The 12,874-nt window shown below is 66.3% G+C and carries 13 protein-coding genes and 1 tRNA gene; 6 read left to right on the top strand and 8 right to left on the bottom strand.

The genetic code is table 11. From position 1 onward, the window contains the following. Positions 1 to 82: 82 nt before the first annotated feature. Positions 83 to 1,870 (bottom strand): acyl-CoA dehydrogenase family protein, encoded by a 1,788-nt coding sequence (locus tag DU475_RS01745; RefSeq protein ID WP_164630327.1) that lies wholly within the window; start codon positions 1,868 to 1,870, stop codon positions 83 to 85. A 143-nt stretch (positions 1,871 to 2,013) separates the two neighbouring features. Here DU475_RS01745 and DU475_RS01740 point away from each other — a divergent pair, with 143 nt between their 5' ends. Further along, positions 2,014 to 2,757: a sulfite exporter TauE/SafE family protein gene (locus tag DU475_RS01740; RefSeq protein WP_164630325.1), complete on the top strand. Its 744-nt coding sequence runs from the start codon at positions 2,014 to 2,016 to the stop codon at positions 2,755 to 2,757. Between the two features lie 53 nt (positions 2,758 to 2,810). Here DU475_RS01740 and DU475_RS24175 read toward each other — a convergent pair whose 3' ends face one another. Then, complete coding sequence (locus DU475_RS24175; RefSeq protein WP_234713221.1) at positions 2,811 to 2,966, bottom strand: DUF1127 domain-containing protein; 156 nt, start codon at positions 2,964 to 2,966, stop codon at positions 2,811 to 2,813. Between the two features lie 301 nt (positions 2,967 to 3,267). Between DU475_RS24175 and DU475_RS01730 the strand changes: the two genes are divergently transcribed. After that, positions 3,268 to 3,756: a CinA family protein gene (locus tag DU475_RS01730; RefSeq protein WP_164630322.1), complete on the top strand. Its 489-nt coding sequence runs from the start codon at positions 3,268 to 3,270 to the stop codon at positions 3,754 to 3,756. 95 nt (positions 3,757 to 3,851) lie between these two features. Here DU475_RS01730 and DU475_RS01725 read toward each other — a convergent pair whose 3' ends face one another. Together DU475_RS01725 and DU475_RS01720 are read right to left on the bottom strand one after the other, a co-directional pair. Then, on the bottom strand, positions 3,852 to 4,448 hold the full coding sequence (locus DU475_RS01725) for a superoxide dismutase (RefSeq protein ID WP_013503506.1): 597 nt from the start codon (positions 4,446 to 4,448) through the stop codon (positions 3,852 to 3,854). A gap of 200 nt (positions 4,449 to 4,648) precedes the next feature. After that, positions 4,649 to 5,884 carry an MFS transporter gene (locus tag DU475_RS01720; protein ID WP_047307155.1) on the bottom strand — a complete coding sequence of 412 codons (1,236 nt, stop codon included), beginning with the start codon at positions 5,882 to 5,884 and terminating at the stop codon, positions 4,649 to 4,651. Positions 5,885 to 6,156: 272 nt separating this feature from the next. Here DU475_RS01720 and DU475_RS01715 point away from each other — a divergent pair, with 272 nt between their 5' ends. Then, positions 6,157 to 7,530 (top strand): MATE family efflux transporter, encoded by a 1,374-nt coding sequence (locus DU475_RS01715; protein WP_164630320.1) that lies wholly within the window; start codon positions 6,157 to 6,159, stop codon positions 7,528 to 7,530. A gap of 131 nt (positions 7,531 to 7,661) precedes the next feature. Continuing rightward, on the top strand, positions 7,662 to 8,105 hold the full coding sequence (locus DU475_RS01710) for a DUF2147 domain-containing protein (RefSeq protein ID WP_013503509.1): 444 nt from the start codon (positions 7,662 to 7,664) through the stop codon (positions 8,103 to 8,105). Here DU475_RS01710 and DU475_RS01705 read toward each other — a convergent pair. The 4 genes from DU475_RS01705 to DU475_RS01695 all read right to left on the bottom strand — a co-directional run bounded on the left by DU475_RS01705 (position 8,102) and on the right by DU475_RS01695 (position 10,197). After that, a complete protein-coding gene (locus tag DU475_RS01705) occupies positions 8,102 to 9,265 on the bottom strand; it encodes a DUF3095 domain-containing protein (protein ID WP_142882233.1) in 1,164 nt (387 codons plus the stop codon). The two genes, DU475_RS01710 and DU475_RS01705, sit on opposite strands and share 4 nt — an antisense overlap. A gap of 71 nt (positions 9,266 to 9,336) precedes the next feature. After that, a complete protein-coding gene (locus DU475_RS24435) occupies positions 9,337 to 9,471 on the bottom strand; it encodes a hypothetical protein (protein ID WP_013503510.1) in 135 nt (44 codons plus the stop codon). Between the two features lie 110 nt (positions 9,472 to 9,581). Beyond that, positions 9,582 to 9,851 (bottom strand): GNAT family N-acetyltransferase, encoded by a 270-nt coding sequence (locus DU475_RS01700; RefSeq protein ID WP_234713222.1) that lies wholly within the window; start codon positions 9,849 to 9,851, stop codon positions 9,582 to 9,584. A gap of 269 nt (positions 9,852 to 10,120) precedes the next feature. Continuing rightward, a tRNA-Met gene (locus DU475_RS01695) sits at positions 10,121 to 10,197 on the bottom strand. A gap of 288 nt (positions 10,198 to 10,485) precedes the next feature. On the opposite strand from DU475_RS01695, the gene DU475_RS01690 reads away from it, so the two are divergent. Further along, positions 10,486 to 11,919, top strand: coding sequence for a coniferyl aldehyde dehydrogenase (locus tag DU475_RS01690; protein ID WP_013503511.1), 1,434 nt, complete (start codon positions 10,486 to 10,488; stop codon positions 11,917 to 11,919). Positions 11,920 to 12,046: 127 nt separating this feature from the next. Next, on the top strand, positions 12,047 to 12,874 hold an 828-nt coding region (locus DU475_RS01685), incomplete at its 3' end, for a GMC family oxidoreductase (protein ID WP_164630319.1).

Below are 12,874 nucleotides of genomic sequence, written 5' to 3'. Positions count from 1 at the left end.
AATCGAGAGCTCCGAGCACAGCGCCGGATTGCTTCGTCGCTTCGCTCCTCGCAATGGCGGGAAGAGATTTCAGACTCGCACCCTACGCCGCCAGCAACGGCGCGATCTCCTCCATGGTGGCGGCGCGGTCGCCGAGCAGGTGATCGGCAGTCGCGAGTTCGAGCTTGCCGTCTTGATGGGCGAACGGATCGGGCTGGTACAGCCGATGCTCGACGACCAGCCGCGACAGCAGCACGCGGCGGGCGTCGCCGCGCATCGCTTCGATCCTGTCACCTTCCCAGGCGAGCGCCACCGCGCTGGCGACGTGATACAGCGCCGAAGTTGCGCGGCGGGCGTCGGCCTCGCTGTCGGAGTTCCGAGCGACCTCACGCGCAAAGCCGATCGACTTGTCGATCAGCCCGCGCAGCCGGTCGCGCCACGCCTGCGGCACGCGTGCCGCGTCGTCGAGCCGGGCGTGCAGATCGGCGGCGAGCGCCGACTCCGCACCATGCCGGCCGATCGCACGCTTGAGCGCATCGATCGCCACGATGTTGCCGGTGCCCTCCCAGATCGAGCCGAGATGCGCGTCGCGCAGCAGGCGCGCGGTGGCGAACTCTTCGACATAGCCGATGCCGCCGCGCATCTCGAGCGCATCACCGCAGACTTTGCGCGCGTCGCGGGTCGCACGGAATTTCAGCGTCGGGGTGAGGATGCGCAGCAGCGCCGCGGCGTCCTGGCTGCCGCCCTCGGCGCGGTCCAGCGCGTCGGCGGTGAGGAAGCTGATCGACATCCCCTGCTCGGTCGGCAGCAGGATCTTCATCAATTGCCGCCGCGCCAGCGGCAGGTCGATGATACGGCTGCCGAACACCACACGGTTCTTCGCCACCGTGATCGCATCGTGCCAGGCGCGGCGCATCAAGGCGGTCGACTTCACGCCGTTCGACAGCCGCGATGAGTTCACCATCTCGGCCATCTGCACGAAGCCGCGGTCGAGCTTGCCGACCGCGTAGGCGATCGCGCCTTCGAGCTTGATCTCGCCCGACGCCATCGAGCGGGTGCCGAGCTTATCCTTCAGACGGACGATCCGGTAGTGATTGGGCGTGCCGTCGTCGAGCACGCGCGGCATCAGAAACAGACCGACGCCGCGGGTACCGGGGCCGGCGCCTTCGGGCCGCGCCAGCAGCATCACCACCTTGGCGTCGGCGTTGGAGCAGAACCACTTCTCGCCATACAGCCGCCAGTGATCGCCGTCCGGCACCGCCACCGAGGTCAGCGTGCCGACGTCGGAGCCGCCCTCCTTCTCGGTCATGAACTGGCCGCCTTGCGTCAGCTTGCTCATGTCGGTCTGGGTCAAACCGTCGAGATACTTCGCCTTCAATTCGTCGCTGCCGAATTTCGACAGCAGCTTGGCGCAGCCGTCGGTGACGTTGATCGGGCAGCCCATGCCGAATTCGGTCTCGTTGAACAGCAGCGTGAAGGCGTGCTTGGCGGTCACCGGATAAGTCTCCGGCCAGCCCATGATGCCCTTGCGGTGCGACAGCGCGTGAATGCCGAAGGTGCCGAATGCGGCGTTCTCGAGCTCGCGATACGCCGGGTGATACTCGACATATTGGGCGTCACAGCCGAACCGGTCGCGCTGATGTAGGATCGGCGTGTGGCGGTCGGCGAGCCGCGCACACTCGTCGAGCCGGCCGCCGGCCAAGGCGCCGAGCGCATCGAGATGCGGCTCGATGTGATCGACCAGCGCTTTCGGCAGATGGATGCGGAGCAGATCAGCGAGCGACGGATCGGCGCGATAAAAATTCAGTCCGGTGGTGTCGGGCGCGATCAGGTTCGCGGCGTTACCGGGCTTGGCCGCGGGCGCGGCGGCTTGTTTGTTTCCTGCCGACATGTGCAACTCTTATTTTGCTCTTCGGGGGCTGTCAGATGCTATAAGCCCGAACCACAGCCTGCACAAAGCTGCCCGCAACCACAATCATCCAAGGATGCGCGACGGGTTCCGCCCGGCGGAATTGCGCAGCCGCATCGACGCCGATGGAACTAACTACCCTCATTGTCCTGATCGCCGGCGCGCTGTGCGGCGGCTTCGTCTCCGGCCTGTCGGGCTTCGGCATGGCGCTGGTGTCGCTCGGGTTCTGGCTGTACGTCTTCCCGCCGACGCTGTCGGTGCCGCTGGTGCTGCTGTGCTCGATGGCCTCGCAGGCCTCGACGATGCGGATGGTGTGGCAGCACATCGACTTCAAACTGGTGACGCCGTTCCTGATCGGGGGGCTCGCCGGGGTGATCCCGGGCAGCATGCTGGTGGCGTATGCCGACCCGTGGGGCTTCAAACTGTTCGTCGGCCTGTTTCTTCTGATCTTCCCGCCTGCGCTGTATTTCACTCCGCCGATGGCGCTGACCTTCGGCGGGCGCTGGATGGATGGCGTGATCGGCTGGGTCGGCGGAGTAATGGGCGGCTTTGCCGGACTGTCGGGCCCGCCGCCGATCCTGTGGGCGAGCATCCGCGGCTGGGACAAGCATCAGCGCCGCGGCGTGTTTCAGGCGTTCAACTCCACCGTGCTGATCGCGGCGCTGATCCTGCAGACCGCGCACGGGCTGGTAACGCCGCAGGTGTTGCACGCGGCGCTGTTCGCGCTGCCCGCGATCCTGATCGGCGCCTGGCTCGGCGCCCGGACCTATCACGCGCTGAGCGACCGCTCGTTCCGCAACGTGGTGCTGGCGCTGCTGTTTTTATCCGGAGCCAGCCTGGTGTGGAGCAGCTTCGCCGTGGCGCGCTGAGCCGCGGCTCGGGCAAGCACCATGACCGAAACTCCGCTGTGCCGCGCCGCCGATCAGGCGCGCCAGAACGGCTTTGCCGCTTCGTGGATCATGTCGCCGCGGGACAGGCCGAGATCGCGCAGTTCGCGCGCCGAGAACCTGGCGAGGTCGGTGCGCCCGCTCCGCCGCCGGCGCCACAGCGCAAGCGTCGCGCCGAGCCGAGCCCACACCCTTCTGCTCCGGCGCCGATCGATCGTCGCGCAGTCTGAGCATGTCGACATCGCAGCCTTCCCGGACATGTCGTCCCGGTGCGAAGTATCCGCCCTGGCGCGGTCCGGCGGCAAACGAGGTTCTCGCCACGTTTCCTGAGATATTCTCATGCCCCGCATCGGGAGGCGGCGACGGCGCAAGATCAGCTTGCCGGAGGCGCGACGGTTCTGTCTCGTAAGCGCGAGGCGAGCGCCGATTCGCCGATGATGCGAACGGTCGCGCACAGGCTGCCGGCGACCGCCAATACGGGGCGATGCAATGATGAACGAGCTGCTGCCGCTGGCGGAAAAGGTCGCGATCCGGCTGATCGCGCAGAAGCAGACGATCGCGGTGGCCGAGTCGTCGACCGGCGGATTGATCGCCGCGGCGCTGCTCGCGGTGCCCGGCGCCTCGGCGTACTTCCTCGGCTCGGCGGTGGTCTACACCCGGCAGGCGCGGCGGGTGCTGATGGACATTCCCGATGCCGACATGAAGGTGGAGGGCATGCGCTCGTCGTCGGAGCCGTATGCCGAGCTTCTGGCGAAACAGATCCGCTCCCGGCTCGGCGCCGACTGGGCGCTGTCGGAGACCGGCGCCGCAGGCCCTTCGGGCAATCGCTACGGCGATGCCGCCGGCCACACCTGCATCGCCGTGGCCGGGCCGAAGCAGGCGGTGATGACGCTGGAGACGGCGAGCGCCGACCGCGTCGACAACATGCAGGTGTTCGCCGCGACCGCGCTGACCTTCCTGCTGCACACGATGTCGGGGTAGCTACGGCCGCAATCCGCGCTGCCGGTGCGCGCTGCCAAAGCGAAACGGCGGCCGCACCGCGACCGCCGCTTCCGATCTGCGCGCTCGGCGCGTGATCAGGCCTTCGCGTACATCTCCTCGACGTACTCCCAGTTGATCAGGTTCTCGATGAAAGCCTTCAGGTAGTCCGGACGCTTGTTGCGATAGTCGATGTAGTAGGAGTGCTCCCAGACGTCGACGCCGAGAATCGGGGTGGCGCCGTGCACCAGCGGATTCTCGCCGTTCGAGGTCTTGGAGATCTCCAGCTTGCCGTCCTTGACCGCGAGCCAGGCCCAGCCCGAGCCGAACTGGCCGGCGCCGGCAGCGGCGAAATCGGTCTTGAACTTCTCGAAGCCGCCGAGGTCTTCGTCGATCTTCTTGGCCAGCGCACCGGGCAGCTTGGTCCCGCCGCCGTTCGGCTTCATCCACTTCCAGAAGTGGATGTGGTTGTAGTGCTGGGCTGCGTTGTTGAACAGCGGGGCGTTCTTATTGAACGAGCCCTTGACCACCTCCTCGAGCGACTTGCCCTCGAATTCGGTGCCCTTCAGCAGGTTGTTGCCGTTGGTGACATACGCCTGATGATGCTTGTCGTGGTGATATTCGAGCGTCTCCTTAGACATGTACGGCTGCAGCGCGTCGTAGGCATACGGCAATTCGGGAAGCGTGAAGGTCATGATTCATTTCCACGATGGGTGGGGGACGTCGTCTTAACGGGAACCCTTATAAAAGGTTCCCGGCTCGGACCCAATATCTATTCTAACTTGCAACAGCGTGTCACAGTGTCCGGGCTGCCGACAATACCGCTGTTTCGTGAAGGGCTTACCGTCAGGGAGCGAAACGTACCACAGTACGCCCGCGCCCCACCGCTGACGGCTCAGGCCGTCGCGGGCACCACCAGTTCCTCACGCTTGCGCGGCGGCCGGACGTTCATCAGCATCTGGGCGCAGCCGGCGATCAGACCGATCAGCACCGCGGCCTGCCAGGCGCGGTCGTAATTGCCGAGGTGGTCGTAGATCACCCCGCCGCCCCAGGCGCCGAGGAACGAGCCTACCTGATGGCTGAGGAAGGCGATGCCGGTCAGCGTCGCCATGTAGCGCAGCCCGAACAGTTGCGCGACCAGGCCGTTCACCAGCGGAATCACCCCGAGCCACAGCGAGCCCATGATCGCAGCGAACACGATGGTCGAGGTCGGCGACGCCGGGAAATAGAAATACGCCGCGACCGCCAGCGATCGCACGATGTAGATTCCGCCGAGCAGATATTGCTTGGGATAGCGCCCCCCGAGCCAGCCGAAGGCGTAGGAGCCGAACACGTTGAACAGGCCGATCACCGCCAGCGCCGAGGCGCCGAGCGACGGATCGAGACCACAGATCGCCAGATAGTTCGGCAGATGCGTGGTGATGAACACGAGCTGCAGACCGCAGACGAAGAACGCGATCGCCATCACCATGAAGCCGGAATGGCCGAGCGCGGCCTGCACCACTTCGCCGGCCGACTGCTTGACGTCGTCGGCCTTGTCGATTTCCAGCTTGTCGGCGCGGCCGGCGAACAGCGCCGACGGCAGCATCGCGGCGGCGAGGCCGAGGAAGCCGATCAGCGCCATCTGCCAGCCGGCGGTCGAGATCAGCGTCTGCGCCAGCGGCGAGGCCAGCACCAGGCCGAGCGAGCCGGCAGCCGAGACCGCACCCATCGCGACGCTGCGCTTGGCCGGCGATACCGTGCGCGAGGTCACCGTCATGGTCATGCTGGAGGCGGTGCACGACAGCGCAATGCCGACACACACGCCGCATCCAAGTGTGAACATCAAGGCCGAGTCAGCGACCATCATGAGGACGAGACCAGCCGCATAGACCACGACGCCGCCGGCCATCACCCAGCGGGTGCCGTAGCGGTCAGCGATCAATCCCACCATCGGCTGCGTGACGCCCCAGATGATGTTCTGCAATGCTGTCGCGAAGGAGAAGTCGGCGCTGGTGATGCCGACGTCGCGGATCACCGAGGGCTGAAACAGCCCAAAGCTCTGCCGCATGCCCATGGCGAGGCTGAGCAGCACCGACGCGCCGATCAGGATCGACCAGCGCTGAAACGCGCTGAGCTGAGCTGCCTTCATGGGCGGATTCCTCTCCCGGAGAATATTTGTCTTTCTTCATGCCCTGGTTTGGGAGATTTGACCATCCGTCCCGGCGGTATTCGGGTTCTGCGCCGAATGCAGGGGTGCCGCTGCGAGGCCGGCGTCCCGGAGCTCTGCACGAAACGCCGTCGCGCCCGCGTGTCCTGCAATGCCCCGCCGCTTGTGCCGGACACGGCCCTGTGGTTGTTGTATGTTAATCATCATACAAAAGACCGCCGCAGATCGCGAGGCGGCATCCGGGGAGCGACCGCATGACCATCGAGGCCCCCGCCGATACGCCGCTGACCGCTCCGCCGCCGAACCGGCTGCTGACCGCGCCGATCCTGCCGACTCTGCTGCGACTGGCAGTCCCGAACACGATCGCGATGCTCGGCACCGCCCTAGTGGCGGTCGCCGAGACCTTGTACATTGGCCTTCTCGGCACCGAGCCGCTGGCGGCGATCGCGCTGGTTTTTCCGTTCGCGATGCTGACGCAGATGATGTCGGCCGGCGCGATGGGCGGCGGCGTCTCATCGGCGATCAGCCGCGCCCTCGGCGCAGGTGATACACACCGGGCAGGTGTTCTGGCGCTGCACGCGATCCTGATCGGGATCGGCGGCGGCTTAGTGTTCTCGCTAGTGATGCTGACGTTCGGCCGCTCGCTGTTCGCACTGCTCGGTGGCCGCGGCGAAGTGCTGGAACAAGCCAGCAGCTATTCGGTCGTGCTGTTCTCGGCTGCGGTGTCGATCTGGCTGGTGAACACGCTGGCTTCGATTCTGCGCGGCACCGGCGACATGATCCTGCCGTCAGCGGTGCTGCTCGGCGTCGCAGCTCTGCAGGTCGTGATCGGCGGCGCGTTCGGACTCGGCCTGTTCGGCATACCGCGGCTCGGCATGCCCGGCGTCGCCTCGGGCCAGGCGGTCGCCTTCACGCTCGGTGCGCTGTTTCTGCTGCTCTATCTCATCAGCGGCCGCAGCAGGCTGCGGCTGCAACTGCGCTCGTTCAGCCTGCAGCGGCCGATCTTCATCGATATCCTCAAGGTCGGCGCTCTCGCCTGCCTTGCTCCGCTGCAGTCGGTGCTGACGATCCTGATCTTCACCAAGGTGCTGGCGAGCTACGGCACCACGACCCTCGCCGGCTACGGCATCGGCTCGCGCCTGGAATTCCTGCTGATCCCGATCGCGTTCGCGGTGGGCGTCGCCTCGATCCCGATGGTCGGGATGGCGATCGGCGCCGGTGATATCGCCCGCGCGCGGCGGGTGGCCTGGACCGCCGGCGCAGTGTCCGCACTGATCGTCGGAGCGGTCGGCGCGGTGCTGGCGATCCGGCCATCGCTATGGGTGTCGCTGTTCACCGCCGATCCTGCCGTCACCGCGGCCGCGCATGCGTACTTCCACCTCGCCGGCCCCAGCTTCGGATTTTTCGGCCTCGGCGTGACGCTTTATTTCGCCAGCCAGGGCGCCGCCAAGGTCGGCGGCCCAGTGCTGGCCGCGACCGCGAGGCTGGTGCTGGTGGCCGTTGGTGGCTCGGCGTTGGTTACCTTCGGGGCGCCGGCGTCGGCGATGTTCGCGATGGTGGGCGTGGCGATGGCGGTCTACGGCCTCGGCACCGCCGGGGCGATTCACCTGACACGCTGGGTCAAGTGAATCGCATTTATCCCCAGCGCCCGGCGGGGGTCACACGATTGCACGAATCGGGCGCTCTGTTATCCAACCGCCCGCCGCACTGCTTCTGAATGCTGTTCGCGGCTCCCGCGCGTATCGTTTGGAGGTATGGAATGGCCGTTCGGTCCGGTTTCGTCGTTGCCGCTTTGGTTGCCCTGGTGTCGCTGTCATCCGCAGCGGCGGTGGCCCAATCGGCCGGCCCGCAGGGTACCTGGCTGACCCAGGCCGGCGACGCCAAGGTCCGGATCAAGGGCTGCGGCAACGCGCTGTGCGGCACCATCGTTTGGCTGAAGCAGCCGACCGACCCCAACACCGGCAAGCCGCAGGTCGACGATAAGAACGCCGATCCGCAGCTCGCGTCGCGCCCGATCATCGGCCTGCAGATTTTCGGCGACATGCGCCCGGTGTCGCAGGGCAAATGGAGCGGCCACATCTATAATGCCGACGATGGCAAGACCTACCAGAGCAGCATCTCGCACACCGGCCCGACCACCTTGCTGGTCGAAGGCTGCGTCGGGACGCTGTGCGGCGGCGAGACCTGGACGCTGACGCGCTAAGCAACCGCCCTATCGGGCATCGCCTTCAAAGCCAGGGCGGCGGACGCATAGCCCCCGCCTGCCCCGTCGATGAAGTGGACGTGATCGCTGCGCGCCACCGACGGTGTAAAACACGTCACCATCGCCGACTGCTGCCGCGACACGCCGTAGCGCGCGACGCCCGCGTCCGCCGCCGTGGCCAGCTTCTGCTCCAGTGCGTCGGCGAGCTCCGGCGCGCAGTCGACCACCATGCGTAGTCCGTCGTCGTATTTGCGGAAGTCTGAGTTCTCGACCAGCTCGGTCAAGTAAGTCCGCGGCACGAAGCCGCGCACGGTGATGCCCAGCCGCATGATCAGATAGCTGAACAGCGTCTGAACCAAGAGCGCCGCTCGGCGCATCGTCAACGGTCTGCCCTGCCCGGCGCGCGCTTCGAGGTCGAAGCCCTGCGGCGGCCAACGCAATGCCGGGCCCTCGCCCGGCACCGGCCTGCCCGCCTCGGGGCTGCGCTCGATCAGCGACACGATGTCCTCGATCAGAGTGCGGAACGCCGCGGGATCGGCCTGCGCGGTCGGCATGATCAGCACCGACAGAATCACCCCGCGCCGCGCCGGCATTTCCTCGAACCGGCACGACAGGCCGGAAAGATCCGGCGCAGTCCCGGGCGGCGCCGGCGGAATCGAAAACTCGCCACGCTTCATCGCGGCTTCGGCCCAGCCGAGGCCGCCACCGGCGAACATCGCATAGCTGACGTGCGGCGAAGGCGCGAACCGGGCGACGCGAACCTCCAGCCCCTTGGCGCGGATCGCCGCGACCGGCACCAGCGCGATCCGCATCGTCAGACCGAGCTCATCGCGCACCCAGGCCGCGGTCGCCGCCAGCGCTTCACGGGCCGCAACAAGATCGGCCGGCGCCACCGCAAAGCCGGCGCCGTCGCCGCCGAACACGAACGGGAATTCGCGGCCTTGAAGCGCGTTGGTCACCGCCGCGATCACCGCCGCCCCGGCCATGTTGACCGACTTGTAGCGCTGCTCGGCGATCGCGCGGGTGGAATCGACAATGTCGGCGACGCCGACGGTCCAATCGTCCGGCAGCGGCGCGTAGAGGGCAGGATCCATCAGGCTGCGGAAGCCGCGAAACACCGCAACGCCCTCGTAAAAGCCGCCGCTGTCGCCTGCGCTCATGCCGCCCGGCCCTCCTCGATTGATGCCGATGAGTTACGTCCGCAAACCCGATCGGTTGCGAACGGCCGAGGTCAGTCGCTGCCCGAGCACAGGCCGAGCGCAGCCGTGATCGTCCCGCGCGCGCAGCGCGTCAGCGTGATGTCCGAATACAGCCCGTAGGCGAACACGGCCAGGGCCAGCAGGAAGATGATGCCGAGCGATTTCACGTCAGATGTCCGGTTCACCACCAGCGGTGCAAGCGCAGCGCCCGCTGGCGGCCGAGGTCGTGTCCGTTAGATCAGATCGGGCGCGGGAGGATCAACCCGGAAGGCGACGCTCATCCGATCGCGATACCGAAATGTTGTTTCAGTTCAGACATCCGAATGATCATCGCACGCCGAGGATCAAACGGCAGATCCCTGAAGCCCCAACTCGCATAGAACCCACGGACACCGTCGTCGAGCGGATGGGTGACCACGCCGCCACATCCCACGATCTCGGCGGCGCGCAGTGCCGACTTCAACGCGAACTGCAGTAATGAAGCGGCGTGCCCCTGACCTTGACAGGCTTTATCCACCGCGAGCTGGCCCAGCAGCAAAACCGGCACTGGATCCGGCTGGTCCGATCCGCGGCGGGCGGTGCCGCCCCTTGGCCGATCCTGAATTCAGATAATATATTGATACGAATTATAAAAATTCGATCTTCGAGCGACTTTGGCCGATCTCTTGGCCGATCTTCAGTTTAGCTGTCGCGCAGGCTGCAAGATCGTCACGTGCCGCAGGCGCCACCCAATCCGTCTCGCCCGATCGCCTCAGCTACAAGACATGAAAAAGCCCGCACGCGGCGGGCTTTTTCACTGATCTGACGATCGAGATTTGGTTGCGGGGATAGGATTTGAACCTATGACCTTCAGGTTATGAGCCTGACGAGCTACCGGGCTGCTCCACCCCGCGTTAAACCTTGCGCGGCTTTCAGAAAACCGATGACCATCAACGCCCAAAAGCGCTGATCGATCCTCCCGGAGGCTTCCTGAGAAGGTGCCCGGGGCGAATGCCCGGGGCGCGAGGGGTGTCTACCAACCCTGCGGGGATTTGCAAAGCCCCAAGGGAGGATTTGGGCGAAGTTTTTCAAGATTATATGACGGACGGAACCGGGTGTGGTTGCCGGAACGCGCTTCCCCTGCGAGACTTCGGCAAAATCAGCCCATTCTCCAACCAAACGGGCATCGCAGGGAGCGGAAGATGGACCAGCCGGTCGGCGGTTTCGGGGGCAATGCGCTCCACGACAGCTTTCATCGCATGTTCGAGATCTCGCGGGCCGAACCGCCGCCGACGCTGGAGCAGCGCCTGGACCGGCTCGCCCGGCTGCGCGCCCTGATCAAGGACAACGAGAAACGATTCGAACAGGCGATCTCCGCCGATTTTGGTCACCGCAGCACCACCGAGACGCTGATCGCCGAGACGCTCAGCCTGCTCGGCGACATCAAGCACACCTCGCGGCATCTGAAGCGCTGGATGGCGCCGCGCAAGGTGTCGACCCAGCTCCAGTTCCTGCCCGGCAAGAACCGGCTGCTGCCGCAGCCGCTCGGCGTGGTCGGGGTGATTGCGCCGTGGAATTATCCGCTGCAGCTCACGATCGCTCCGGCGATCGGCGCTATCGCCGCCGGCAACCGGGTGATGATCAAGCCGAGCGAATTGTCGCCGCACTTCACCGCGCTGCTGCAGGAGACCGTCGCAGCCAAGTTCGACGCCAGCGAGATGGTGGTGACGGGAATCGAACCCGGCGTCGCCGAGGCGTTCGCCCGCCTCCCGTTCGATCATCTGATGTTCACCGGCTCGACCCGGGTCGGCCGCATCGTCGCCGCGGAAGCGGGCAAGAACCTCACCCCGGTCACGCTCGAACTCGGCGGCAAGTCGCCGACGATCGTCGACCGCTCGGCCGATCTCGACGAGGTGGCACCGCGGATCGCCTACGCCAAGCTGATGAACGCCGGCCAGACCTGCATCGCGCCCGACTACGTGCTGGCGCCGCAGGACCGGGTCGAAGCCCTCGCCGGAAAGATCTGGGGCGCGATGCAGCAGATGTGGGGCACCGATCCGGCGAATCCGGACTACACCTCGATCATCGCCGAGCATCACTACGCGCGGCTGAAAGGCCTGGTCGACGACGCCGTCGCGCACGGCGCGCGGCTGCTGCAGCCGGCCTCCGCGGGCGAGGCCGCCTGGGCGGGCCAGCGCAAATTCCCGCCGACCATCGTGCTCGGCGTCACCCCCGAGATGAAGATCATGCAGGAGGAGATCTTCGGCCCGCTGCTGCCGATCCTCGGCTATCGCGAGCCGACCGAGCCGATCGCCTTCGTCAACGGCCGCGACCGGCCGCTGGCGCTGTACTGGTTCGGTACCGACGACGCCGCCCGCGATGAGGTGCTGACACGGACCGTCTCGGGCGGCGTCACCATCAACGATTGCCTGGTGCATTTCGCCCAGGTGAACCAGCCGATGGGCGGCGTCGGCGCTTCGGGCACCGGCGCGTATCACGGCGAATGGGGCTTCAATACCTTCACCAAGATGAAGCCGATCTTCTACCGCTCGCCCTACAACCGCTTCGCCGATCTGTATCCGCCCTACGGCGGCAAGATCGCGCGGCTCTCGAAGCTGCTGCGCCTGATGTCTTAGCTGGTTCGACGCGTTTTCGTCACGCGAACCGGCGGCCACTTCGCGCGAAAACGCTCCGACGAGAAGACCCGCACGGCCGAAGAAGCCGGCGGCAACCAATAAAACAACGTCGCGGAGGGAAACGCTCGTGAGCGAAACAGTGGATTTCGTCGTGGTCGGCGGCGGCTCCGGCGGCTGCGCCGTTGCCGGCCGGCTGTCGGAGGATGCCGGCACCTCGGTGGTCCTGCTCGAAGCCGGCGGCACCGCCGACAATTGGGTGGTGAAGACGCCCTACGCGCTGTCGCTGATGGTGCCGAGCAAGCTCAACAACTGGCACTTCGAGACGGTGCCGCAGCCCGGCCTCAATGGCCGGATCGGCTATCAGCCGCGCGGCAAGGGCCTCGGCGGCTCGTCGGCGATCAACGCCATGGTCTATATCCGCGGCCACAAATGGGACTACGACCATTGGGCCGAACTCGGCAATGCCGGCTGGTCCTATGCCGACGTGCTGCCCTATTTCAAGCGCTCGGAGAACAACACCGAGTTCAACGGTGCCTATCACGGCCAGAGCGGGCCGCTGCATGTCGACCGGCTGCGCACCGACAATCCGGTGCACGAGATCTTCCTGCAGGCGGCGCGCGAGGCGCAGTTCCGGATTCGCGACGACTTCAACGGCGAGGAACAGGAAGGGCTCGGTCCGTATCAGCTCACACAGCACAACGGCGAGCGCTGGAGCGCGGCGCGTGCTTACGTCCATCCGCACATCGCCACGCGCCGCAATCTGCGGGTCGAGACCGAGGCGCAGGCGACGCGGATTCTGGTCGAAGGCGGCCGCGCGGTCGGCGTCGCCTATCGGCAGAACGATCAGATCCGCGAGATCCGCGCCCGCCGCGAAGTGATCCTCGCCTCCGGGGCGTTTCAATCGCCGCAGTTGTTGATGCTGTCCGGCATCGGCGACGCCGCCGCGCTGCAGGCC

Source organism: Rhodopseudomonas sp. WA056, assembly GCF_010906995.1.
Lineage (GTDB): Bacteria > Pseudomonadota > Alphaproteobacteria > Rhizobiales > Xanthobacteraceae > Rhodopseudomonas > Rhodopseudomonas palustris_G.
The sequence above is the reverse complement of the archived record's forward strand: the minus strand, read 5'-3'. Positions and strand labels throughout refer to the sequence as shown.

Excerpts from the sequence above, each read along its gene's own strand:
- DU475_RS01745 (WP_164630327.1), bottom strand. The coding sequence starts at position 1,870 with ATGTCGGCAGGAAACAAACAAGCCGCCGCGCCCGCGGCCAAGCCCGGT.
- DU475_RS01740 (WP_164630325.1), top strand. The coding sequence starts at position 2,014 with ATGGAACTAACTACCCTCATTGTCCTGATCGCCGGCGCGCTGTGCGGC.
- DU475_RS01730 (WP_164630322.1), top strand. The coding sequence starts at position 3,268 with ATGAACGAGCTGCTGCCGCTGGCGGAAAAGGTCGCGATCCGGCTGATC.
- DU475_RS01725 (WP_013503506.1), bottom strand. The coding sequence starts at position 4,448 with ATGACCTTCACGCTTCCCGAATTGCCGTATGCCTACGACGCGCTGCAG.
- DU475_RS01720 (WP_047307155.1), bottom strand. The coding sequence starts at position 5,884 with ATGAAGGCAGCTCAGCTCAGCGCGTTTCAGCGCTGGTCGATCCTGATC.
- DU475_RS01715 (WP_164630320.1), top strand. The coding sequence starts at position 6,157 with ATGACCATCGAGGCCCCCGCCGATACGCCGCTGACCGCTCCGCCGCCG.
- DU475_RS01710 (WP_013503509.1), top strand. The coding sequence starts at position 7,662 with ATGGCCGTTCGGTCCGGTTTCGTCGTTGCCGCTTTGGTTGCCCTGGTG.
- DU475_RS01705 (WP_142882233.1), bottom strand. The coding sequence starts at position 9,265 with ATGAGCGCAGGCGACAGCGGCGGCTTTTACGAGGGCGTTGCGGTGTTT.
- DU475_RS01690 (WP_013503511.1), top strand. The coding sequence starts at position 10,486 with ATGGACCAGCCGGTCGGCGGTTTCGGGGGCAATGCGCTCCACGACAGC.